This window comes from Kosakonia sp. SOY2 (assembly GCF_027109175.1).
GTDB lineage: Bacteria > Pseudomonadota > Gammaproteobacteria > Enterobacterales > Enterobacteriaceae > Kosakonia.
In genome coordinates this window covers 1,253,988-1,275,103 of record NZ_JAPVXH010000001.1, presented here as the reverse complement: position 1 = coordinate 1,275,103, position 21,116 = coordinate 1,253,988, and the positions used below count along the sequence as shown (strand labels likewise).

Genomic DNA, 21,116 nt, shown 5'->3' with positions numbered 1-21,116 from the left:
TTATAGCATCCGCATAAAGTATCACTGGCCGTTATAGCGCACAAGCTGGCAGTGCAATAAGGTATTTAGCGTGGTTATAGTTTCACTCTCTAAAAAAGAAACGCTGCGCTATACTGCCCCGGATTTTTCTTCCCGGAGGCGTAATGAACATCGCAGACTACCTGGCAAGCACCTTAAAACTTCTCCGTCAGGGCCGTGGCTGGAGCCTTTCCAGGCTGGCAGAAGAGACGGGCGTTTCCAAAGCGATGCTCGGGCAAATTGAGCGTAATGAATCAAGCCCGACAGTGGCCACGCTCTGGAAAATCGCCACCGGCCTGAACGTGCCGTTTTCTACCTTTATTGCGCCACCGGAGAGCGATACCCCGCACGCCTACGATCCTGAACAGCAGGCGATGGTAATCACGCCCATTTTCCCGTGGGATGAAAAGCTGCACTTTGATCTCTTTTCAATTGCGCTGGCGCCGGGGGCGATAAGTGAATCGACGCCCCACGAAAGCGGGGTGATTGAGCATGTGATTGTCATCAATGGCGCGCTGGATTTATGTCTCGGCGGGCAGTGGAAAACATTTACCAGCGGAATGGGTGTGCGCTTTGCGGGCGATGAGGCCCATGCCTATCGCAACAGTTCCGCACACACCGTGCATTTCCACTCGTTGATCCATTATCCAAAAGAAAAAGCCGCAAGCACGCCCGCGGCTAAAAACGACGACGATAAATAACATGACAACGTTGACCCGCGATACTTCGGGCTGCAGGAAAGTTCAGCCTCACCTGCAACCGGCAGTACGGTGGATAAAACGTGACGAGGAATGTCCGAGCCACCACTCTATCGCCGCATGAAACGCAGCGGAAATAGCAATTTCGACATTGCATTGCCGACAGACGCAAATTCCCCCTGCGGCAGGTGGTGAAACGCCCCGGTTGTGACTACAATAGCCGCCATTTTGTACATAATGGATAACGACGATTGTATGCGCCTGCACCCCCATCATCTTGAACTGTTAAGCCCGGCCCGCGACACCGCCATCGCCCGTGAAGCGATCCTTCATGGCGCTGACGCGGTCTACATTGGCGGCCCTGGCTTTGGCGCGCGCCACAACGCCGGTAACAGCCTGCGCGATATCGCCGAACTGGTGCCGTTCGCGCATCGCTACGGCGCGAAAGTGTTTATTACCCTGAACACGATCCTTCATGATGACGAGCTGGAACCGGCGCAGAGCCTGATCCATGACCTGTACCAGGCCGGGGTCGATGCGCTGATCGTGCAGGATATGGGCGTACTTGAGCTGGATATCCCGTCGATTGAGCTGCACGCCAGTACACAGTGCGACATTCGCAGTGTAGAAAAAGCCAAATTCCTCTCCGATGTCGGTTTTAGCCAGATTGTGCTGGCGCGTGAGCTGAACCTGGAGCAGATCCGCGCCATTCATAACGCGACCGACGCCACCATTGAGTTCTTTATCCACGGCGCGCTGTGCGTGGCGTACTCCGGGCAGTGCAATATCTCCCATGCGCAGACCGGGCGCAGCGCTAACCGCGGCGACTGCTCTCAGGCGTGCCGCTTGCCCTATACGCTAAAAGACGATCAGGGCCGCGTCGTGGCCTATGAAAAACATCTGCTGTCGATGAAAGATAACGATCAGACTGCCAACCTGGCGGCGCTGATCGATGCCGGTGTGCGCTCCTTCAAAATTGAAGGGCGCTACAAAGATATGAGCTACGTGAAGAACATCACCGCGCATTATCGCCAGATGCTGGACGCCATTATCGAAGATCGCGGCGACCTGGCGCGTGCGTCCGCCGGACGTACCGAACATTTCTTTATTCCCTCGACGGACAAAACCTTCCATCGCGGCAGCACCGATTATTTTGTCAATGCGCGTAAAATTGATATCGGCGCGTTTGATTCCCCGAAATTTATCGGCCTGCCGGTCGGTGAAGTGCTGAAAGTAGCGAAAGATCATCTCGATGTTGAAGTGACCGAACCGCTGGCCAACGGTGATGGCCTGAACGTGCTGGTGAAGCGTGAAGTGGTGGGTTTTCGTGTCAACGTCGCCGAGAAAACGGGCGAGAACCGCTACCGCGTATTCCCGAACGAAATGCCGGACGCGCTGCGAACACTGCGCCCGCACCACGCGCTGAACCGTAACCTTGACCATAACTGGCAGCAGGCATTACTGAAAACCTCCAGCGAGCGTCGCATCGGCGTGGATATTGAGCTGGGCGGCTGGCAGGAGCAACTGGTGCTGACGCTGACCAGCGAAGATGGCGTCAGCGTGACGCACACGCTGGACGGGCAGTTTGACGAAGCCAATAATGCGCAAAAAGCGCTGGAAAGCCTGAAAGACGGGCTGGCGAAACTGGGGCAAACCCGGTATTACGCACAGGCGATCACCGTGAATCTGCCGGGTGCGCTGTTTGTGCCCAACAGCCTGCTCAACCAGCTGCGTCGCGAAACGGTAGAGATGCTGGAAGAGGCCCGGCTGGCGAATTACCAACGCGGCAGCCGCAAACCGGTGGCGACACCCGCGCCGATTTATCCGGAAACACACTTGTCGTTCCTGGCAAACGTCTATAACCATAAAGCGCGTGAATTTTATCACCGCTACGGTGTGCAGCTGATTGACGCCGCCTTCGAAGCGCATGAAGAGAAGGGCGATGTGCCGGTGATGATCACCAAACACTGTTTGCGCTTCGCCTTCAACCTGTGCCCGAAACAGGCGAAAGGCAACATCAAAAGCTGGCGCGCGACGCCGATGCAACTGGTGCATGGCGACGAAGTGCTGACGCTGAAGTTTGACTGCCGTCCGTGTGAAATGCATGTGATAGGCAAAATTAAGAACCATATACTGAAAATGCCCCTGCCGGGCAGCGTAGTGGCGTCGATAAGTGCCGATGACTTAGTAAAAACGTTGCCAAAACGCAAATAAACAAAGGGTGGCGCTATGCCACCCTGTTTTTTTTACTGTCCCTAAAACAATTCTTCTGAATAGCTATAAATTATCTCGCTGCGCTAATAACAAGCATGCGTTAATAACCGTAATACGTTAATCTAGCCGGGCGAAAATAATAAGAAATGGCTTATTGATGATATTCACGGAGAGGAAATGCGTAAATTTACGTTAAGCGCCTTGCTTGTTGCTGGTGCTTTTTTATTGTCTGCCTGTACGCCTGGCCCGCTCGGAACGCAGCGTTATCAGGCCTATACCGGTAGCGACGCGACAGTGGTCTACACCCAGGCTAATAAGGCTCATCAAGGGCTTTTTTATTTCCAGCGTTATAACAAAGAGGGCGACTGCTTTAATTCCGCCGAGATGATTTACATCAGCAATAATATGCTGGAAGGCGTTGTTGACCGGCTTTTTACCAGCCGTCTGAAAGGCGATCAATACTGGACATTAATCGTTCAGGATAATTCAAGCGGCAGGATGTGGATCCATGAGACCGCATTTTTCCTTGAAAAAGGAAAACACTATGTGGCAATCAGCTCCCGCGGCGCGGTCGAAATTCCGGCGGATTTGAATATCACCAGCCAGGACGATCTGGATAAAGTGTATGACCGCTACCAGGATAAACCGGCGAAACCGTGGAATTTACGCCGTGGCATCTGCAAGTCCTGGTTATCCAAAGCGATGGGATCGTAATCTCCTGAGCAAGCGGCGTTAAAACCGTATCTGCCAGATAAAAAAACAGGCCTTTCGCCATCACGAAAGGCCTGTTTGCATTTCAGGATAGATTAGCGGTCGTCACCCGGACGACTTTCTTCCGGCAGCGGTGGTTTCTTACCGTTGTGTTTGTCGCGGTGTTTGTCATCCGGGCGCGGCGGCTTATCTTGCTTATGTTTCGGCGGCGGCGCATCGTGCGACGGTTTTTTATCACCGTTATGCTGCGGGCCATTTTGGTACTGTTCCGGCGGTAGCGGCGGACGTTCGTCAGCAAACGCCATCGAAGAGAAGCTCACCGCCAGAATGGCAGACACCAGTGCACTCTTTTTCATCTTTTCCATCCTTACTCGTTCTGTTGCGTGGCGACGATTTGACGATAAAAAAGTGAAGGGATTATGGAGCGTTACGCCTTCTGGATTATTCCTGGCGGCGCGGTGGAAGATAGCGCCAGTAAGGCGGTGAACCGAAACTCGCCAGTAAAAAATCGATCACCGTGCGGGTGTTAAGCGACGGGTATTTCCCGCCAGGATAGAGCAACCACAGCGACTGCGGCGTTGCCGAATAACTGGCGGTGAAATCGGGCATGAGCGCTACAAGCTCGTTGCGATTCAGCATTTCACCCACTTGCCAGTCCGGGAAAAGTAATATTCCCGCATCACTCAGTGCGGCCTGTAACAGCAATTCCGCGTTATCGGAAACGATTTTGGCCTGCGGCGAAAACTGGACATATTTCTCCCCCCGCTGAAAACGCCAGCGCTGCAAACCACTTTTCCCGCGATACGCCAGTAACCGGTGCGACTGCAACTCCTCTGGCGTGTTCGGTTGACCATAACGGCGCACGTAGGCGGGGGTCGCCACCAAATGGCACTGCTGATGCGCAATCAGCCGACCGTGCAACTCAGAATCCTGCAGCGCCGCGATACGCAGCAGCAGATCCGTACCGTCGGCAAACGGGTCGATATAGTCATCGTTCAGGTTCAGTTCGATATGCAGACGCGGATAGCGCTCGCTCAGTTCGCTGATTTTGGGGCCAATATGGCGCAGGCCAAACGAGATCGGCGCATTAATGCGAATGCGCCCGCCAGGCTCATCGCGACGCTCGTCCACCTGCGTTTGCGCGTCCGCAAGCTGCTGTAACATGGCGCGAAACGTGTCGGCATAGATATGACCCGCCTCGGTGGCGATCACCGCGCGCGTGTTGCGGTACAACAACTGGGTTTCCAGCGCCTGCTCCAGTTGCTGAACCACGCGCGACAGCGATGAGGCTGCCAGACCTTCGTTGCGAGCGACTTCGGATAAATTTCCCTCGCGAACAATGGCGAGAAACAGCTGCATTGAGCGGGCGCTAATTTGACTGAGCTTATTCATCTGTGCGTAATCCGCAAAGGTCCATGGCGCATTGTAGTGTTTTTGCGAACAGGTTTCATCGTTAAGCTACGCGAACAATTAATACGGAGAAGAATCATGAGCACTGTAGTGAAAGCCTTCGATGAAACCGTCCGCCAGCGTTTTTCCGCCCGCGCATTTTTACCAACCCCGTTAACGGACGAGCAAATTCGGGACGTGTTGCAGGATGCGCAATATTCCCCGTCTAACTGCAACACCCAGCCGTGGCATGTGCATGTGGTTTCCGGTGAAACGAAAAATCGTCTTGGAAAAAGGATGACGGAAAACGATCTGCAAGGGCACCAGACGCCGGATTTCACCTTTTCTTATGATGATTTTCATGGCGACTATTTTGAGCGCGCTCATGAACAAGCGCGGATTTATTACGAGGCGATAGGCGTGGCGCGTGAAGATAAAGCTCGGCGCAAAGAGGCTTATCTGCGGAATTATCAGTTTTTTAACGCGCCACACGCCGCTTTTCTGTTTATGCCGTCTTTTGGCGACAACATCCGCGTTGCCTCCGACATTGGCATGTATGCGCAGAGCTTTTTGCTGTCATTGACGGCGCGTGGTTTTGCCGGAATTCCGCAGACTTTACTGGGTTTTCACGCCGATATGATCCGCGAAGAACTCGGTGTTTCCGCTGATTATCGGCTGCTGTTCGGCATCTCGTTTGGCTATGCCGATATGTCTGCGCCCTCTGCGAAAACACGCATGCCGCGGATTCCCGTTGAGCAAAGTGTGGTGATGCACGGGTAACGCCGTGGTGACCAGAGACGCTAATCATGAGCGTCTCTGGTCAGTGTTATGCCGCACAAAGCGCGCGGGCGCTTTGTTTCCACTCATCAACCTGATCGGGGTGCAGAAAGGAGAAATAAACGGTGGTGTTATCAGGCAGGATATTTTGCAACGCCTGCATGCAGTTGGCTTCGCAGGGGCGTAATTCGATATACACGCTGGTGATCGGCAACTGTTCATCGCCGTTGCCGGCGTTCTCAATGCGTCGTATCGCCGCAATCAGCGCCGCCATTTCGCCATGCAATTTTACCCAGTTATTGGTGTAAATATCCGGTGGCATCTCAATACGCATCTGGCTATTGCCAAAGGCGTAGCGGGAATTACCGCGCAGCGTGTATTCGACGGTGGCGCAGCACGATTCCGGGCCAAAACCATCTTGTTTAACCAGCTTCTTTTTGTCTTCCAGCGTACGGCGAACAATCGGGTAACCCGACCGGAGATTGTAAGGCGTCTGAACGAGGTTAATCATTATTTCTCCCTAAACGCATGAAAAATCGCAGCTCTAATGTAAATTTGACAACAAAAAGCGTAGTGAACGATCCCGGAAATTTCTAGCCGGGATCGTGCGTTGCCCATGGCCAGTTAGTGCGATTTAAACCCCGCCGCCGACATCAGAAGCCGGAACACCATACTGACCGCAAACAGTGCCAGCACGCTGCCTCCCCAGATTAAAAGCATCCACATCAGGCGGTTAAAAAACGACTGTTTCATCAATGGTACCCCGCGCCATGTTGCACCTTGCCGCGAAACACGTAGTAACTCCACAAGGTATAAACCAGAATAATCGGGATGATCAGCAGGGCGCCGACTAGCATAAAGCCCTGGCTTTGCACAGGTGCTGCGGCCTGCCACAACGTGATATCCGGCGGAATAATGTGCGGCCAGATACTGATGCCAAGCCCGCTAAACCCGAGGAAAATCAGCCCCAGCGTCTGCACAAACGGCAGCGTGTGGGAATCCGGGTTGCCGAGGCTGCGCCACAGCCAGGCACTCAACACTACAACTAACAGCGGCACCGGCGAGAAGAAATAGAGATTCGGCAAGTTGAACCAGCGATCGGCAATTGCGGAATGCGTCAGCGGCGTCCACAGGCTAATCACGGCAATCACCACCAACATCGCCAGCAACAGTTTTCTTGCGGCCTTGCGCATTTTCCCCTGCAACGGCTCTTCGCTTTTCATCACCAGCCAGCTCGCGCCGAGCAGGGCGTAAGTGATGACCAGCCCGACGCCGCAAAACAGGTTAAACGGCGTCAGCCAGTCGAGCGCACCGCCGCTAAACGTACGGCCCGTCACCGGAAAACCGTTTAGCACCGCGCCCACCACCACCCCCTGGGTGAAGGTGGCAAGCAGAGAGCCGGAGAGAAACGCTTTGTCCCAGAACGGCCGGTGCGCGGGTGTGGCTTTGAAGCGAAACTCAAAGGCCACGCCGCGAAAGATAAGGCCGATCAGCATTAAGGTCAGCGGAATGGTCAGCGCATCGACAATCACCGCATACGCCAGCGGAAACGCGCCGAACAACCCAGCGCCGCCGAGCACCAGCCAGGTCTCGTTGCCATCCCAGACCGGCGCGACACTGTTGACCATCACGTCGCGATCGTGAGCGTCACGCGTGACGGGAAACAGGATACCGATACCAAGGTCAAAACCGTCCATCACGATATACATCAGGGTGGCGAAGACGATAATGACAAACCAGATTAACGAAAGATCGATGCCCATTATTTATCCTCATCCGCCTGGAGATGTTCGCCCGCCGCAGACAGCGGTCGCGCCGGAGTACCTTGCGTGGCGTGCTCATCACGCTCCTGCGGCCCTTTGGTGATCAGCCGCACCATGTAGCTGTAACCCACGCCAAAAACGGAACAGTAGACAACAAAAAACGCCAGCAAACTGAGGCTCATTTGCAGATCGCCATGGGCGGAAACCGCATCGGCCGTACGCAACAAGCCGTATACCACCCACGGTTGTCGACCCACTTCTGTCGTAACCCAACCGGCAAGAATGGCAATCAACCCCGCAGGCCCCATCCATAGCGCGAAGTGTAAAAACGGTCGCGACTGATAGAGCCGGTCGCGAAAACGCAGCCATAGCGCCGCGACGCCCAGGCCAATCATCAGCACGCCAAGCCCGACCATAATGCGAAACGACCAGAAGACAATCGGGGAATAGGGGCGCTGATCTTTTGGGAAATCTTTCAACGCCGGCACTTGCTTGTCGAGGCTGTGCGTCAGGATCAGGCTACCGAGCGCCGGGATCGCCACGGCATAACGCGTGCGCTCCTGCTCCATATCCGGCAGGCCAAACAGCAGCAACGGCGTCGCTTCGCCGGGCGGGTTCTCCCAGTGGCCTTCGATGGCGGCAATTTTTGCCGGTTGATGTTCAAGCGTATTCAGCCCGTGCATATCGCCGACCATCGCCTGAATCGGCGCCACAACCAGCGCCATCCACATCGCCATAGAAAACATCTTGCGGATCGCGGGCGTATTATTGCCGCGTAACAGATGCCAGGCGGCAGACGCGCCGACAAACAACGCACTGCTTAAGAATGCCGCAATGGTCATGTGCATCAGCCGGTACGGGAAGGAAGGATTAAAGATAACCTTAAACCAGTCGACCGGCACCACCTGCCCATTTTCAACGATAAAGCCCTGCGGCGTATGCATCCAGCTATTGGACGCGAGGATCCAGAAGGTGGACATAATGGTGCCCAGCGCGACCATACAGGTGGCCAAAAAGTGCAGGCCAGGGCCGACTTTGTTCCAGCCAAACAGCATCACGCCAAGAAAACCTGCTTCAAGGAAGAAGGCGGTCAGCACTTCATAGGTCAGTAATGGCCCGGTAATGCTACCGGCGAACTGGGAAAAACCGCTCCAGTTCGTGCCGAACTGATACGCCATCACCAGCCCGGACACGACCCCCATCCCGAAGTTAACGGCGAAGATCTTCGACCAGAAATGGTACAGCGTGCGCCAGTCCGGGTTGCGGGTTTTAAGCCACAAACCTTCAAGCACCGCCAGATAGCTGGCAAGGCCGATGGTTATTGCCGGAAAAATGATATGAAAAGAAACGGTGAAGGCGAACTGTATTCTCGCCAGGTAAAACGCGTCTAAACCGAACATGCACAACCCCAATGTCAATGTTGTGGCGTCAATGTTAATGAGCGCAAGCGTGAACTTGCAGAAACAGATACAGGTAATTTTCGTATAACAGTTCCCTGTAAAGGGTATGGCAGGTTGCGGATTAGTCCAGACGAAGCGGTAACCTGTAACCATAACAGTGCGCATAATGGGCTGTTTTGTATAAACTGATATAGCAAGATGGCGCACCGCGTGCCATGATGTAGTCGTTTTGTTAACACGTGAAAAATCATGAAAAAATACCAGCGCCTGGCGCAGCAAATCGCAGAACAAATTGAGCTTGGAGTCTGGCGACCCGGAGAGAAGCTGCCGTCGCTGCGCGAGCAGGTCGTCAGCAGCGGGCTGAGTTTTATGACCGTCGGTCATGCGTATCAGTTGCTGGAAAGCCAGGGGCGGGTGATTGCCAGGCCACAGTCCGGCTATTTTGTCGCGCCAGCGCCTGGCTTGCCGCGTGCGCCGGCGGCCAGGATCACGCGTGACGAAGCGGTGGACATCAATACCTATATTTTTGACGTGTTACAGGCCAGCTGCGATGCTTCGGTGCTGCCGTTTGGTTCCGCCTTTCCCGACCCCAAACTGTTCCCGATGCCGCAGCTCAACCGGTCACTGGCAAAGGTGAGCAAAAGCGCCACCGCCATGAGCGTGATAGAAAACCTGCCGCCGGGAAACAGCCAGTTGCGCCACGCCATTGCCAAACGCTATGCCCGCCAGGGGATGAACATTTCGCCGGATGAGATTGTTATCACCGCGGGCGCGCTGGAAGCGCTGAACCTCAGCCTGCAGGCGGTGACAGAACCGGGTGACTGGGTGATTATTGAAAGCCCCTGTTTCTACGGCGCGTTGCAGGCGCTGGAGCGGCTGAAGTTAAAAGCGCTGTCGGTGCCGACTGATGTAAAAGAGGGCATCGATCTTGAGGCGCTGGCGCAGGCGTTAAGCGACTATCCGGTCAAAGCCTGCTGGCTGATGACCAATGCGCAGAACCCGCTCGGGTTTACCTTAAGTGCTGCGAAAAAGGCGCAACTGGTCGCGCTGCTGGCACAACATAACGTCACGCTGATTGAAGACGATGTTTACAGCGAGCTTTACTACGGGCGTGAACAGCCATTACCGGCCAAAGCCTGGGACACGCAAGACATGACGTTGCACTGTTCCTCCTTTTCTAAATGTCTGGTCGCCGGGTTTCGCGTCGGCTGGGTCGCGGCCGGACGCCACGCCAGGCGCATTCAGCAATTGCAATTGATGAGCACCTTATCCACCAGTTCACCGCTGCAACTGGCGCTGGTCGATTACTTATCGACGCACCACTACGACGCTCATTTGCGCCGCCTGCGTCGACAGCTTGCCGAGCGCAAACATCTGGCCTGGCAGGCGCTGCTGCGGCATTTGCCGCCGGAAGTGAAAATCTATCGTAATGAGAGCGGCTATTTCTTATGGCTGGAGTTGCCCGCCGGGCTGGATGCCGGTGAACTGAGCCAGCAGGCGCTGGCGCACCATATCAGCATTGCGCCAGGGAAAATGTTTTCGACATCCGACAACTGGCGTTCGTTTTTCCGCTTTAATTGCGCCTGGGTCTGGGGCGATAAAGAGGAGCGGGCGGCAATGCAATTGGGTGAATTAATTCGCCAGATGATGAATTAACCACACCCGTCTTTCTTATTTTCTGAATAACTTATTCTCCCGTTAAAAATAACGGCGGCGTAAATATGACGTGCGCCGTCATTATTTTCTGCGCTCCCGAACCTGGTATTCATAGGAAATGTGAATAGCAACACAGATTAACGGACGTTCGCTAACCCCTTGTCTATACTCTAAAAGAGCGCGCAGTAGCATTTTCATTGTTAACGCAATGCGTCATCTGTCACATCCTTGCGAAATTTCCGACGGGCCACATTCATGCCGTCAGCGCGCCGTCTATTTTTATTAAGGGAGATATATTTACGGCAAGGCTGCCGCACTTTTTTCATTGCGACAGGAGTAGAAAATAATGAGCAAGAAATTTGCCCGCAGCAGCCTGTGTGCGCTGGGTCTGACCGTCATGACCGCACACGCCGCCGAACCAACCGAAGTGGGAAAGGGAGAAGGTCGGCTGGATATTATCGCCTGGCCTGGCTATATCGAGCGCGGCCAGACCGATAAGCAATATGACTGGGTGACCGCCTTTGAAAAAGAGACCGGTTGCGCGGTGAATGTGAAAACCGCCGCCACGTCCGATGAGATGGTGAGCCTGATGGCGAAAGGCGGCTACGACCTGGTGACCGCCTCCGGCGATGCCTCTTTACGCCTGATCATGGGGAAACGCGTCCAGCCAATAAACACCGCGCTTATCCCCAACTGGAAAACGCTTGATCCGAAGCTGGTCAAAGGCGAATGGTTTAATGTCGGTGGAAAAACCTACGGCACACCGTATCAGTGGGGGCCCAACCTGCTGATGTATAACACCAAAACGTTCCCGACGCCGCCGGATAGCTGGTCGGTGGTCTTTGTGCAGCAAAATCTGCCGGATGGCAAAAGTAATAAAGGGCGCGTGCAGGCCTACGATGGCCCGATTTATATCGCCGATGCCGCGCTGTTCCTGAAAGCCACGCAACCGCAACTCGGTATTGACGATCCGTACCAGCTTACCGAAGCGCAGTATCAGGCGGTGCTGAAAACCCTGCGCGATCAGCATTTGCTCATTCACCGTTACTGGCATGACACCACGGTACAGATGAGCGACTTCAAGAATGAAGGCGTGGTGGCTTCCAGCGCGTGGCCTTATCAGGCGAATGCCCTGAAAGGTGAAAATCAGCCGATTGCCACTGTCTTTCCCAAAGAAGGGGTAACCGGCTGGGCGGATACCACCATGCTGCATGCCGACGCGAAACACCCGAACTGCGCCTATAAGTGGATGAACTGGTCGCTGACGCCAAAAGTGCAGGGCGATGTGGCGGCGTGGTTTGGTTCACTGCCGGTGGTACCGGAAGGGTGCAAAGCCAGCACCTTGCTGGGTGAAAAGGGCTGCGAAACCAACGGTTACAGCTTCTTTGACAAAATCGCCTTCTGGAAAACGCCGGTAGCGCAAGGCGGCAAATATGTGCCTTACAGCCGCTGGACGCAGGATTACATCGCCATAATGGGCGGCCGTTAACCTGCCAGGAGCGCGCTATGACCTATGCGGTAGAATTCCTGGATGTCGCCAGAGTCTATGGTGATGTCCGGGCGGTTGACGGCGTAACGTTCGCCGTCAACGACGGGGAGTTTTTCTCCATGCTGGGGCCATCCGGCTCCGGCAAAACCACCTGCCTGCGGCTGATTGCCGGGTTTGAACAGCTTAGCGGCGGTGCCATTCGTATTTTTGGTCGCGAAGCCAGCGAGCTGCCGCCCTGGGAGCGGGACGTGAATACCGTCTTTCAGGATTACGCGCTGTTTCCGCACATGTCTGTTCTCGATAACGTCGCCTACGGGCTGATGGTGAAAGGCATGGACAAAAAACAGCGCCATGCCCGCGCCCGTGACGCGCTGGAAAAAGTGGCGCTCGGTTTTGTGCATGCGCGTAAACCCTCGCAGCTTTCCGGCGGCCAGCGGCAACGCGTCGCCATCGCCCGCGCGCTGGTAAATGAACCCAGAGTGTTATTGCTCGATGAACCCCTGGGCGCGCTGGATCTGAAGCTGCGTGAACAGATGCAACTGGAGCTGAAAAAGCTGCAACAGGATCTCGGCATCACCTTTATTTTTGTTACCCACGATCAGGGCGAAGCCTTGTCGATGTCCGACCGCGTGGCGGTGTTCAATAATGGTCGTATCGAGCAAATCGATACACCACGCGAGCTTTACCTGCGCCCGCGCACGCCGTTTGTCGCCGGGTTTGTCGGTACCTCGAATGTGTTTGATGCGGCGCTTTCGGAAAAACTCTGCGGCATGAACGGGGTTTACTCGCTGCGACCGGAACATATTCGCCTGAATACGCCAGGGGAGATCGAAGCCAGCGCGGTGGTACAGGCAGTGCAATATCAGGGCGCAGCTACCCGCTTTGAACTGGCGCTGCCGCACGGAGAAAAACTGTTAGTCAGCCAGGCGAACCTCTCCGATGCGTTACTGCCGGAAACGCTGGCACCGGGCCAATCGGTGCGGGTTTCCTGGTCGCGCGAGGCGATGGTGCCGTTACAGGGAGCGGGGTGAAAGGGTGATGAGTATTGCGCAACGCTCGCCGCGCCGCGTCAATCTTAGCGCCATCTTCTGGCGCAAACCGGTGTACGGGCTGCTTTTGCTGCTGCTCGGCCCGCTGATGTGGTTTGGCATTGTCTATTTAGGTTCACTGCTCACGTTGTTATGGCAGGGGTTTTACACCTTCGATGATTTCACCATGTCGGTCACGCCGGATTTAACGTTCGCCAATCTGCTGGCGCTGTTTAATCCGGCCAATTACGACATCATTCTTCGTACCCTGCTGATGGCGCTATGTGTGACGGTAGCGAGCGCCATTCTCGCCTTTCCGATGGCGTGGTATATGGCGCGTTATGCGCAGGGCAAATGGAAAGCCTTCTTTTATATCGCAGTGATGTTGCCGATGTGGGCGAGCTACATCGTTAAAGCCTACGCCTGGACGTTGCTGCTGGCGAAAGATGGCGTGGCGCAGTGGTTTTTAAGCCATCTTGGGCTGGAGCCGCTACTTGCTGCGTTTTTGACACTACCCGCCGTGGGCGGCAATACGCTCTCCACTTCAGGATTGGGCCGTTTTCTGGTGTTCGTCTATATCTGGCTGCCGTTTATGATTTTGCCGGTTCAGGCGGCGCTCGAACGCTTACCCCCGTCGCTGCTGCAAGCTTCAGCCGATTTAGGCGCCCATCCGCGTCAGACCTTCCGTTATGTGGTGTTACCGCTGGCGGTACCGGGCGTGGCGGCCGGTTCGATATTTACCTTTTCGCTGACGCTGGGAGATTTTATCGTGCCGCAGTTAGTTGGCCCGCCGGGCTATTTCATCGGCAATATGGTTTATTCGCAGCAAGGGGCGATTGGTAATATGCCGATGGCCGCCGCGTTTACCCTTGTCCCGATGGTGTTGATCGCCCTTTATCTGGCGTTTGTGAAACGCCTGGGAGCGTTTGATGCACTCTGAACGCGCACCGTTTTTGCTCAAAGTCGCCACCTGGGGCGGCGTCATCTTTCTGCACTTTCCGCTTTTGATCATCGCCATCTATGCTTTCAATACCGAGGATGCCGCGTTCAGCTTTCCGCCGCAGGGCTTTACGCTGCGCTGGTTTAGCGTGGCGGCGGCGAGGGGAGATATTCTCGATGCGGTGACACTGTCACTGCAAATCGCGGCGCTGGCGACGGCAATTGCCTTGGTTCTTGGCACACTTGCTGCAATGGCCTTATGGCGCAGCGAATTTTTCGGTAAAAACGCCATTTCCTTGCTGCTGCTGTTACCGATTGCTTTACCGGGAATTATCACCGGGCTTGCGCTGTTGACCGCGTTTAAAACGGTCAATCTGGAGCCGGGCTTTTTTACCATCGTCGTGGGGCATGCCACGTTCTGCGTCGTGGTGGTGTTTAACAACGTGATAGCCAGGTTTCGGCGAACCTCCTGGAGCCTGGTCGAAGCATCAATGGATTTGGGCGCGAACGGCTGGCAAACCTTCCGTTATGTGGTGTTACCCAATCTGGGTTCGGCGCTCCTGGCGGGTGGCATGCTGGCGTTTGCGTTGTCATTTGACGAAATCATTGTCACCACGTTTACCGCAGGTCACGAGCGTACGCTGCCGCTGTGGTTGCTCAACCAGTTGGGGCGTCCGCGCGATGTGCCCGTCACTAACGTTGTGGCGTTGCTGGTAATGCTGGTGACGATGATTCCGATTCTGGGGGCCTGGTGGCTGACCCGTGATACCGACACGATTGCCGGAACCGGCAAATAACTGACCATGCTAAAAGGACTGAACTATGCAACATCAACTGTTTATCAATGGAGTACTGGTTAACGGCGAAGGTGAGAAGCAGCCCGTTTATAACCCGGCTACCGGTGACGTGTTGCTGGAGATCGCCGAAGCGTCTGCCGCGCAAGTCGACGCCGCCGTGCAGGCTGCCGATCGCGCGTTTGCCAGCTGGGGACAAACGACGCCTAAGGCGCGCGCCGAATGCCTGCTGCAACTGGCGCAGGTGATTGAGGATAATGCGGAAACTTTCGCCCGGCTGGAATCCCTCAATTGCGGTAAGCCTCTGCACTGCGTCCTGAATGACGAAATTCCGGCGGTAGTGGATGTGTTCCGCTTCTTCGCTGGCGCAGCGCGTTGCCTGAATGGGCTGGCGGCAGGTGAATACCTGGAAGGGCACACGTCGATGATCCGCCGCGATCCTCTGGGCGTAGTCGCCTCGATTGCGCCGTGGAACTACCCGCTGATGATGGCGGCCTGGAAGCTTGGCCCGGCGCTGGCGGCGGGTAACTGCGTGGTGATCAAACCGTCGGAAATTACGCCTCTCACCGCGTTAAAACTGGCGGAACTGGCGAAAGATATCTTCCCGGCGGGTGTACTGAATGTGTTGTTCGGGCGCGGCAGCACCGTGGGCGATCCGCTGACCGGCCATGAAAAAGTGCGCATGGTTTCCCTGACAGGCTCGATTGCCACGGGTGAACACATTATTGGTCATACTGCCTCGTCGATTAAGCGCACCCATATGGAACTCGGCGGCAAAGCGCCGGTGATCGTCTTTGACGATGCGGATCTCGATGCGGTGGTGGAAGGTGTGCGTACCTTCGGTTTTTACAATGCCGGGCAGGATTGTACTGCTGCATGCCGTATCTACGCGCAAAAAGGTATTTACGACGCACTGGTAGAAAAACTGGGCGCGGCGGTCGCCAGCCTGAAAATGGGCGCGCCGGACGATGAATCGACAGAGCTTGGGCCGCTCAGTTCCGCAGCGCATCTGGCGCGAGTTAGCAAGGCAGTCGATGAAGCCAAAGCGCTCAGCCATATTCGTGTGGTGACCGGTGGTGAAAGGCATGAAGGCGCAGGCTATTATTACCCGCCAACGCTGCTGGCAGGCGCAAAACAGGAGGACGCGATTGTACAGCGGGAAGTGTTTGGCCCGGTGGTGAGCGTCACGGTGTTTGATGATGAGGAGCAGGTGCTGAGCTGGGCCAACGATTCGCAATATGGCCTGGCGTCATCGGTGTGGACCAGGGATGTGGGGCGCGCGCATCGCCTGGGTGCGCGTCTGCAATATGGCTGCACCTGGGTAAATACGCATTTTATGCTGGTGAGCGAAATGCCGCACGGCGGGCAGAAACTCTCAGGTTATGGCAAAGATATGTCGCTCTACGGCCTGGAAGATTACACCGTAGTTCGCCATGTGATGATCAAACATTAATCCACAAATAAACGCCATGGACGGCGTTTATCGCGTTTATTTCCTTAGGAAACATGAGGTAAATCGCATAGTAAATTAAGTGTGTTGTTATTAATGAAAAACTGGTTTAATAATAGCCAGCCATCAGCGGAGTGGCGAAATAAAAACATTTAAATAAAACCGCACACAGACATTGCCCAGATTGGTTGTCACATGAATGTCATCAGCGCGAAAAATGGCAGTCATTACCGTGGGCAAGAATGTCTGGCTTTTAAAAAAATCAGGCAAGGAAAAAAGAGTAATGAGTAAAATCGTAGTCGTGCTCGTACCAGGGGGCGCGTCTGAATTTTTGACCGTTGAAGATGGCGAAACCTCGGTACAATGGGCGATAGCGGGGCTTGATGGCGGGGCGGCAAGTGCCAGCATGCCTATCGAAACCTACTATTGCGAAGGTGAAGAGTTTTATTTTGCCCGCGTTGAAAGTCTCGCAGGTAATGAAACAGCACCCTCCATGCTGAATTAAAAAATAAGGGCTCATCAGAGCCCTTATTTATTTAACAATGCAATTAATTTGCAGGCTTACCTTTTCAGGAATACCTCATTTTCACGCGGTGCCCAATCTTTCTCTGAAAAATCATAGGTCGAGAAGGGCTCATCTTTTACACCCTGCGAACGCAGAACGGCGCGCACTTCCGCCGGCAGCGTTTCATCGCGGAATAATTCTGCCAGCACGAACATGGCATCAATAAACGAGAGTTGTTTTACTTCAAAGGGTTTCCAGCCGGTGCGTTTAAATATTAAATGATAAAGCGCCTCTTCACCGGCAAGCGGAACGAAGCTGCTGGCGTACTTTTCCCGGTGGCGAGAGAGCAACACTTCAAGGACGAATATCTGCGCGATGCGCTGCCGGGCCGCATTGCCCCGGGCGGTATCAGTGGTCATATCGACGTGCGTTATGTCATTGTTTTCACGCACCCGAACTTCTATGGCTTGCCACAGGTCGTCATATTTCTGCATAACCTTACCTTGTTTCATCTGATGTCTGCCTTGCCGGTAGACAATATCAGAGATGATCCCGGCTCGCCAAACTTCCCGACATTATTAGCGGCCGCAATAACACATCAGTTAATCCTTAAGTTAAATTACTGGATATATCGTTTCATTGCCCTTCGTCTACCTCGCTGATGCGATGCCATGCGTTTGCAAACAGGAGACACAGGGCAACGCGGATTAACCTTGTTTTATTATTACTGCCCTCATCGTCAGCCATAAAGTGGCAATGTGTAACTCAGCAAGCGTTGCCAGATACCGCAATTTATTTGCATTAACATAGTTCCCAAAAGCATTGAAGCATCTTTTAAATACTGCTTTGCCCATAATGGTGAAAGCGGTCAGATTTTTTTATTGTCGGGTAACACGAAAAAAATCAGCGGCTAAAACAGAAAGAGAATGAATACCATCAGCAATCAACCCCTGCGTTACTGATAATATGCCACTAAGCATCCGCATAAGCGGTGAAATAAAATTAATGCCAGCGCTGGCAGATGTTTTTGTGTACGGACTGAACGTTACTGACATCCATTATCATTACGCATATGGCTGCCACGCGAAATAAAAAAAGATTTGGGATTATACTCAGGTGATCTTAATGTGGTGTTAAGGCTGAGAGAATAAATTATCGGCTAACGCAGCTTTTTAATATCAGTAATGTATGAATTATTAATTATTGATTAACAGGAAAACCGCACAATGCATCTGGAACGACACAGTATCGGAACAGTGGGATGGTTAAGGGCGGCAGTGCTGGGGGCAAATGACGGTATCGTGTCTACAGCGAGTCTCGTGCTCGGTATTGCCTCGGCGGGCACTCCATCATCAGGTATTTTGTTGGCAGGGATTGCCGGGCTTGTCGCGGGCGCAATGTCGATGGCAACCGGAGAATATGTCTCCGTTTCCTCCCAGACGGATACAGAAAACGCAGCTCTCGCTCAGGAGAAAAGGGAGCTGGTTGACGATTATGAGGGCGAAGTGCTGGAGCTTACTTCGTTGTACATTCAGCGGGGTCTGGAGCCTCTTCTTGCTCATCAGGTTGCACAGCAGCTTATGGCAAAGGATGCGCTGGACGCACATGCCCGTGAGGAGCTGGGACTGACGGAAACCAATTCGGCACAACCTCTGCAAGCGGCCATTTTCTCGGCGCTGAGTTTTTCTGCGGGCGCGGTGTTGCCGTTGATTGTTGCATGGCTGGCGCCCGCAACACTGGTTTTTCCCTTCGTCATCCTTTCCACACTCTTTTCACTCACTCTCCTTGGCTATATCTCATCGATTGTGGGCAAAGCATCACCACTGAAAGCGATACTCAGAATCACTTTCTGGAGTGCCATGGCAATGGCTGTATCAATGGGCGCAGGCACACTTGCCGGCCATGTACTGGCTTAGAAGATCGTTTAATTCTCAGGAAAGATAAGAAATGAAAAAATATTCGGGTAGTCAGATAGCGTTACACTGGCTGGTTTTATTGCTGATTGCGATAACGTACGCAGCGATGGAATTTAAGGGTATTTTCCCTAAAGAGTCTGCAGGACGTTACTGGATGGCGATTACTCATTACACGTGTGGCGTTTCTGTATTTATTCTGATGCTGGTCAGAATGATATTCCGGTTTGTTACGCCGGAGCCACCGGTTGTCCCACCTTTACCGCAATGGCAGAAACTCAGCGCCACTGTTGTTCATTTTATTTTATATGCGCTTTTTATCGTACTTCCTCTTCTTGGTGTAGTTTCGCTCTATTTTGGGCAGAAAGAGTGGGTTTTCCTGTTTATTACTATGCCCGTAGCGGCCGTTAAAAATACCTTTTTACAACACAGCCTGAAGGAAATTCACGAACTACTGGCTAACACCGGTTATTTCATCATTGGTATACATGCCGCGGCAGCCCTGATGCATCACTATATCTGGCGGGATAACACGTTAAAAAGAATGATGCCGGGGAAATTCAGGGATTAAGCAGGCGTCACGAAACCTATTATTTAAGCAGACCCGAACGCTATCAGCCTGCAGTTTGTTGCTTTCAGCGCTTATCCGCGGCAGAGCAGGGTCTGCAATATCCTTCATTGGCGTCGCCAGATCGCTGGCTCGGCAGCTTTGCAGAAACTTGTAATGAGCGCTGTGTTGTTTCGTCCGGGACAACCCGGCAGTGCCTACCGCCTTAATACAGGCAAGATTTACCATGCTTCCCTTTTTCTTCATACCGGCATGTCGCAAGCGATTGCCAGCCCGCTTTGTCCCGAAACGTTTTGTCACTGACAAAATCAGCATTCTGTTCAGCAAATTACACGGTTGTGGCACAGCGGCGTGAAGCGTATTGGCAGGTCGAAGGCCGAGACAGTGCTTACTGCTTCTTTCGAACTATCAGCCTGTTAAATCAAAGCTCGCCGCTACACCTTTCGTGGTAATCCTTATTCGACTTGATATATATCAATAAAAAGAGCATATTGCGTTCGTTTTGTTATTTCTGGGTTAATGTTTGTTATGTCGTTATACCAAAAAATGTTGGTTTTCTACTTTGTCATGGCGCTGATTTGCGCGCTGATTACCTGGTTTCTTTCTCACGATCGTAAACGTATTCGCCTGCTGAGCGCGTTTTTAGTGGGGTCGACATGGCCCATGAGCTTCCCGGTTGCGCTGTTATTTTCCATATTCTAAATTTTGCCAGCAAAGCGTGACGGCGAAGGCGATAACGCCTTGAAAATTAGTGCAACATGTTAGGCGGATGTTTTACCTAAGGACAGGAGACAGACGTTGGAACTCTACACCAAACTGCTTATTTTCTACGTTGTCATGGCGGTGTTATGCGCCGTGGCAACCTGGTTTCTCGCCAAAGATAGCCGCAAAATCCGCCTGCTTAGCGCTTTGTTAGTCGGTGCGACCTGGCCCATCAGTTTTCCCGTCGCGTTACTTTTTTCTCTCTTTTAATCGTGTCCTTGCCATAATGCTGTGATACTGTATATAAAAACAGTATTGCAGCAGAGAGGGCAGGTATGAACAGTCTCTATTCACTCCACGCGCAGGCGCAGGTGCGCTGGCACGCGTTACCGGGCAAAGGCGATCCGGTGGTTTTTATTCATGGTCTGGGTTGCGCGTCTTCGTACGAATACCCGCGCATCGTCGCCGATCCGGCGTTTGCTGGCAGGTGCGCCATTCTTATCGATTTGCCGGGCTACGGTTACAGTGAACGTCCGGCGAGCTTCTCTTATCGCACCAGCGATCAGGCGCAAGTGGTGATTGAACTGCTGGATCATCTTGGGCTCGATGCATTCTGGTTATACGGCCACAGCATGGGCGGCAGTATCGCCATTGAAGTCGCTTCGCGTATCCCGCAGCGTGTCAACGCGCTGGCGGTATCTGAACCTAATTTTCACGCCGGTGGCGGGGCGTTTAGCCGCATTATCGCGGCCCAGGATGAGGCCGATTTTGTCACCTGCGGCTACGCGGCGATGCTGGCGCAGGAAAAAACCGCCTGGGCCGGAAGCCTGCAAAGCAGCGCGCCCTGGGCAGTATGGCGCGGCGCGAAAAGCCTGGTTGATGGTATTGAGCCGTCGTGGATGTCGTTATTTGCCCGGTTTCCGCGCCCTAAAACGCTGATTTTTGGCGAGCTGTCACTACCGGATAACGATGCCGACAGTGTGCTGCAACAAGGGATTGAGCTGCGCATTATTCCGCGAGCCGGTCATTCAATGTCTGACGAACAGCCAGCCTTACTGGCACAGTCATTAGCGGCATTTATTGCGGAACATGAGTAAAAAGA

The 21,116-nt window shown here is 53.7% G+C and carries 23 protein-coding genes; 16 read left to right on the top strand and 7 right to left on the bottom strand.

Annotated elements, in window-relative coordinates:
* Positions 1-143 precede the first annotated feature (143 nt).
* The 3 genes from O3S68_RS05990 (at position 144) to O3S68_RS05980 (ending at position 3,644) form a co-directional block, all read left to right on the top strand.
* A complete protein-coding gene (locus O3S68_RS05990; RefSeq protein WP_016495974.1) occupies positions 144-719 on the top strand; it encodes a helix-turn-helix domain-containing protein in 576 nt (191 codons plus the stop codon).
* A 252-nt stretch (positions 720-971) separates the two neighbouring features.
* Positions 972-2,930 (top strand): peptidase U32 family protein, encoded by a 1,959-nt coding sequence (locus O3S68_RS05985; RefSeq protein WP_269231039.1) that lies wholly within the window; start codon positions 972-974, stop codon positions 2,928-2,930.
* Positions 2,931-3,107: 177 nt separating this feature from the next.
* A complete protein-coding gene (locus O3S68_RS05980; RefSeq protein WP_016495976.1) occupies positions 3,108-3,644 on the top strand; it encodes a hypothetical protein in 537 nt (178 codons plus the stop codon).
* A 92-nt stretch (positions 3,645-3,736) separates the two neighbouring features.
* Here O3S68_RS05980 and O3S68_RS05975 read toward each other — a convergent pair whose 3' ends face one another.
* Together O3S68_RS05975 and O3S68_RS05970 are read right to left on the bottom strand one after the other, a co-directional pair.
* A complete protein-coding gene (locus tag O3S68_RS05975; protein ID WP_045508216.1) occupies positions 3,737-3,997 on the bottom strand; it encodes a hypothetical protein in 261 nt (86 codons plus the stop codon).
* A gap of 85 nt (positions 3,998-4,082) precedes the next feature.
* On the bottom strand, positions 4,083-5,033 hold the full coding sequence (locus tag O3S68_RS05970) for a LysR family transcriptional regulator (protein WP_269231038.1): 951 nt from the start codon (positions 5,031-5,033) through the stop codon (positions 4,083-4,085).
* A 96-nt stretch (positions 5,034-5,129) separates the two neighbouring features.
* Here O3S68_RS05970 and O3S68_RS05965 point away from each other — a divergent pair, with 96 nt between their 5' ends.
* A complete protein-coding gene (locus O3S68_RS05965; protein WP_045508222.1) occupies positions 5,130-5,810 on the top strand; it encodes a nitroreductase in 681 nt (226 codons plus the stop codon).
* Positions 5,811-5,856: 46 nt separating this feature from the next.
* Here the strand turns inward: O3S68_RS05965 and O3S68_RS05960 are convergent, their stop codons facing one another.
* The 4 genes from O3S68_RS05960 to O3S68_RS05945 form a co-directional block, all read right to left on the bottom strand.
* A complete protein-coding gene (locus O3S68_RS05960) occupies positions 5,857-6,318 on the bottom strand; it encodes a hypothetical protein (RefSeq protein WP_269231037.1) in 462 nt (153 codons plus the stop codon).
* 113 nt (positions 6,319-6,431) lie between these two features.
* The gene (locus O3S68_RS05955) at positions 6,432-6,560 is read right to left on the bottom strand and encodes a DUF2474 domain-containing protein (protein WP_017456850.1); all 129 of its coding nucleotides are present in this window, start codon (positions 6,558-6,560) and stop codon (positions 6,432-6,434) included.
* Positions 6,560-7,570 (bottom strand): cytochrome d ubiquinol oxidase subunit II, encoded by a 1,011-nt coding sequence (cydB, locus tag O3S68_RS05950; protein WP_269231036.1) that lies wholly within the window; start codon positions 7,568-7,570, stop codon positions 6,560-6,562. Before cydB ends, O3S68_RS05955 begins: the two co-directional genes overlap by 1 nt.
* Positions 7,570-8,970: a cytochrome ubiquinol oxidase subunit I gene (locus O3S68_RS05945; RefSeq protein WP_097406682.1), complete on the bottom strand. Its 1,401-nt coding sequence runs from the start codon at positions 8,968-8,970 to the stop codon at positions 7,570-7,572. The genes cydB and O3S68_RS05945 overlap by 1 nt, the downstream gene beginning before the upstream one ends.
* A 249-nt stretch (positions 8,971-9,219) precedes the next feature.
* On the opposite strand from O3S68_RS05945, the gene O3S68_RS05940 reads away from it, so the two are divergent.
* The 7 genes from O3S68_RS05940 to O3S68_RS05910 all read left to right on the top strand — a co-directional run bounded on the left by O3S68_RS05940 (position 9,220) and on the right by O3S68_RS05910 (position 16,831).
* On the top strand, positions 9,220-10,626 hold the full coding sequence (locus O3S68_RS05940; RefSeq protein WP_045508232.1) for an aminotransferase-like domain-containing protein: 1,407 nt from the start codon (positions 9,220-9,222) through the stop codon (positions 10,624-10,626).
* Between the two features lie 346 nt (positions 10,627-10,972).
* Entirely contained in the window at positions 10,973-12,115 is a 1,143-nt protein-coding gene (gene ydcS, locus O3S68_RS05935) for a putative ABC transporter substrate-binding protein YdcS (protein ID WP_097406684.1), read from the top strand.
* A gap of 17 nt (positions 12,116-12,132) precedes the next feature.
* Positions 12,133-13,146: an ABC transporter ATP-binding protein gene (locus tag O3S68_RS05930; RefSeq protein WP_045508238.1), complete on the top strand. Its 1,014-nt coding sequence runs from the start codon at positions 12,133-12,135 to the stop codon at positions 13,144-13,146.
* 7 nt (positions 13,147-13,153) lie between these two features.
* Entirely contained in the window at positions 13,154-14,083 is a 930-nt protein-coding gene (locus O3S68_RS05925) for an ABC transporter permease (protein WP_269231035.1), read from the top strand.
* Entirely contained in the window at positions 14,073-14,879 is an 807-nt protein-coding gene (locus O3S68_RS05920) for an ABC transporter permease (RefSeq protein WP_016495988.1), read from the top strand. Before O3S68_RS05925 ends, O3S68_RS05920 begins: the two co-directional genes overlap by 11 nt.
* A gap of 25 nt (positions 14,880-14,904) precedes the next feature.
* Positions 14,905-16,329 (top strand): aminobutyraldehyde dehydrogenase, encoded by a 1,425-nt coding sequence (patD, locus tag O3S68_RS05915; protein ID WP_269231034.1) that lies wholly within the window; start codon positions 14,905-14,907, stop codon positions 16,327-16,329.
* 280 nt (positions 16,330-16,609) lie between these two features.
* Positions 16,610-16,831, top strand: a complete 222-nt coding sequence (locus O3S68_RS05910; protein ID WP_016495990.1) for a hypothetical protein — start codon at positions 16,610-16,612, stop codon at positions 16,829-16,831.
* A 56-nt stretch (positions 16,832-16,887) separates the two neighbouring features.
* Here the strand turns inward: O3S68_RS05910 and O3S68_RS05905 are convergent, their stop codons facing one another.
* Positions 16,888-17,325 (bottom strand): ECs1072 family phage-associated protein, encoded by a 438-nt coding sequence (locus tag O3S68_RS05905; RefSeq protein ID WP_044489647.1) that lies wholly within the window; start codon positions 17,323-17,325, stop codon positions 16,888-16,890.
* A gap of 732 nt (positions 17,326-18,057) precedes the next feature.
* On the opposite strand from O3S68_RS05905, the gene O3S68_RS05900 reads away from it, so the two are divergent.
* From O3S68_RS05900 to O3S68_RS05880, 5 genes are all read left to right on the top strand, one after another.
* Positions 18,058-18,747, top strand: coding sequence for a VIT1/CCC1 transporter family protein (locus tag O3S68_RS05900; protein ID WP_016495992.1), 690 nt, complete (start codon positions 18,058-18,060; stop codon positions 18,745-18,747).
* Between the two features lie 31 nt (positions 18,748-18,778).
* Positions 18,779-19,315 (top strand): cytochrome b561, encoded by a 537-nt coding sequence (gene cybB / locus O3S68_RS05895; RefSeq protein WP_269231033.1) that lies wholly within the window; start codon positions 18,779-18,781, stop codon positions 19,313-19,315.
* Between the two features lie 525 nt (positions 19,316-19,840).
* Positions 19,841-20,014 carry a GhoT/OrtT family toxin gene (locus tag O3S68_RS05890; RefSeq protein ID WP_071925283.1) on the top strand — a complete coding sequence of 58 codons (174 nt, stop codon included), beginning with the start codon at positions 19,841-19,843 and terminating at the stop codon, positions 20,012-20,014.
* Between the two features lie 96 nt (positions 20,015-20,110).
* Entirely contained in the window at positions 20,111-20,284 is a 174-nt protein-coding gene (locus tag O3S68_RS05885) for a GhoT/OrtT family toxin (protein WP_017456865.1), read from the top strand.
* Positions 20,285-20,349: 65 nt separating this feature from the next.
* Complete coding sequence (locus O3S68_RS05880) at positions 20,350-21,111, top strand: alpha/beta fold hydrolase (RefSeq protein ID WP_269231032.1); 762 nt, start codon at positions 20,350-20,352, stop codon at positions 21,109-21,111.
* Positions 21,112-21,116: the final 5 nt, after the last annotated feature.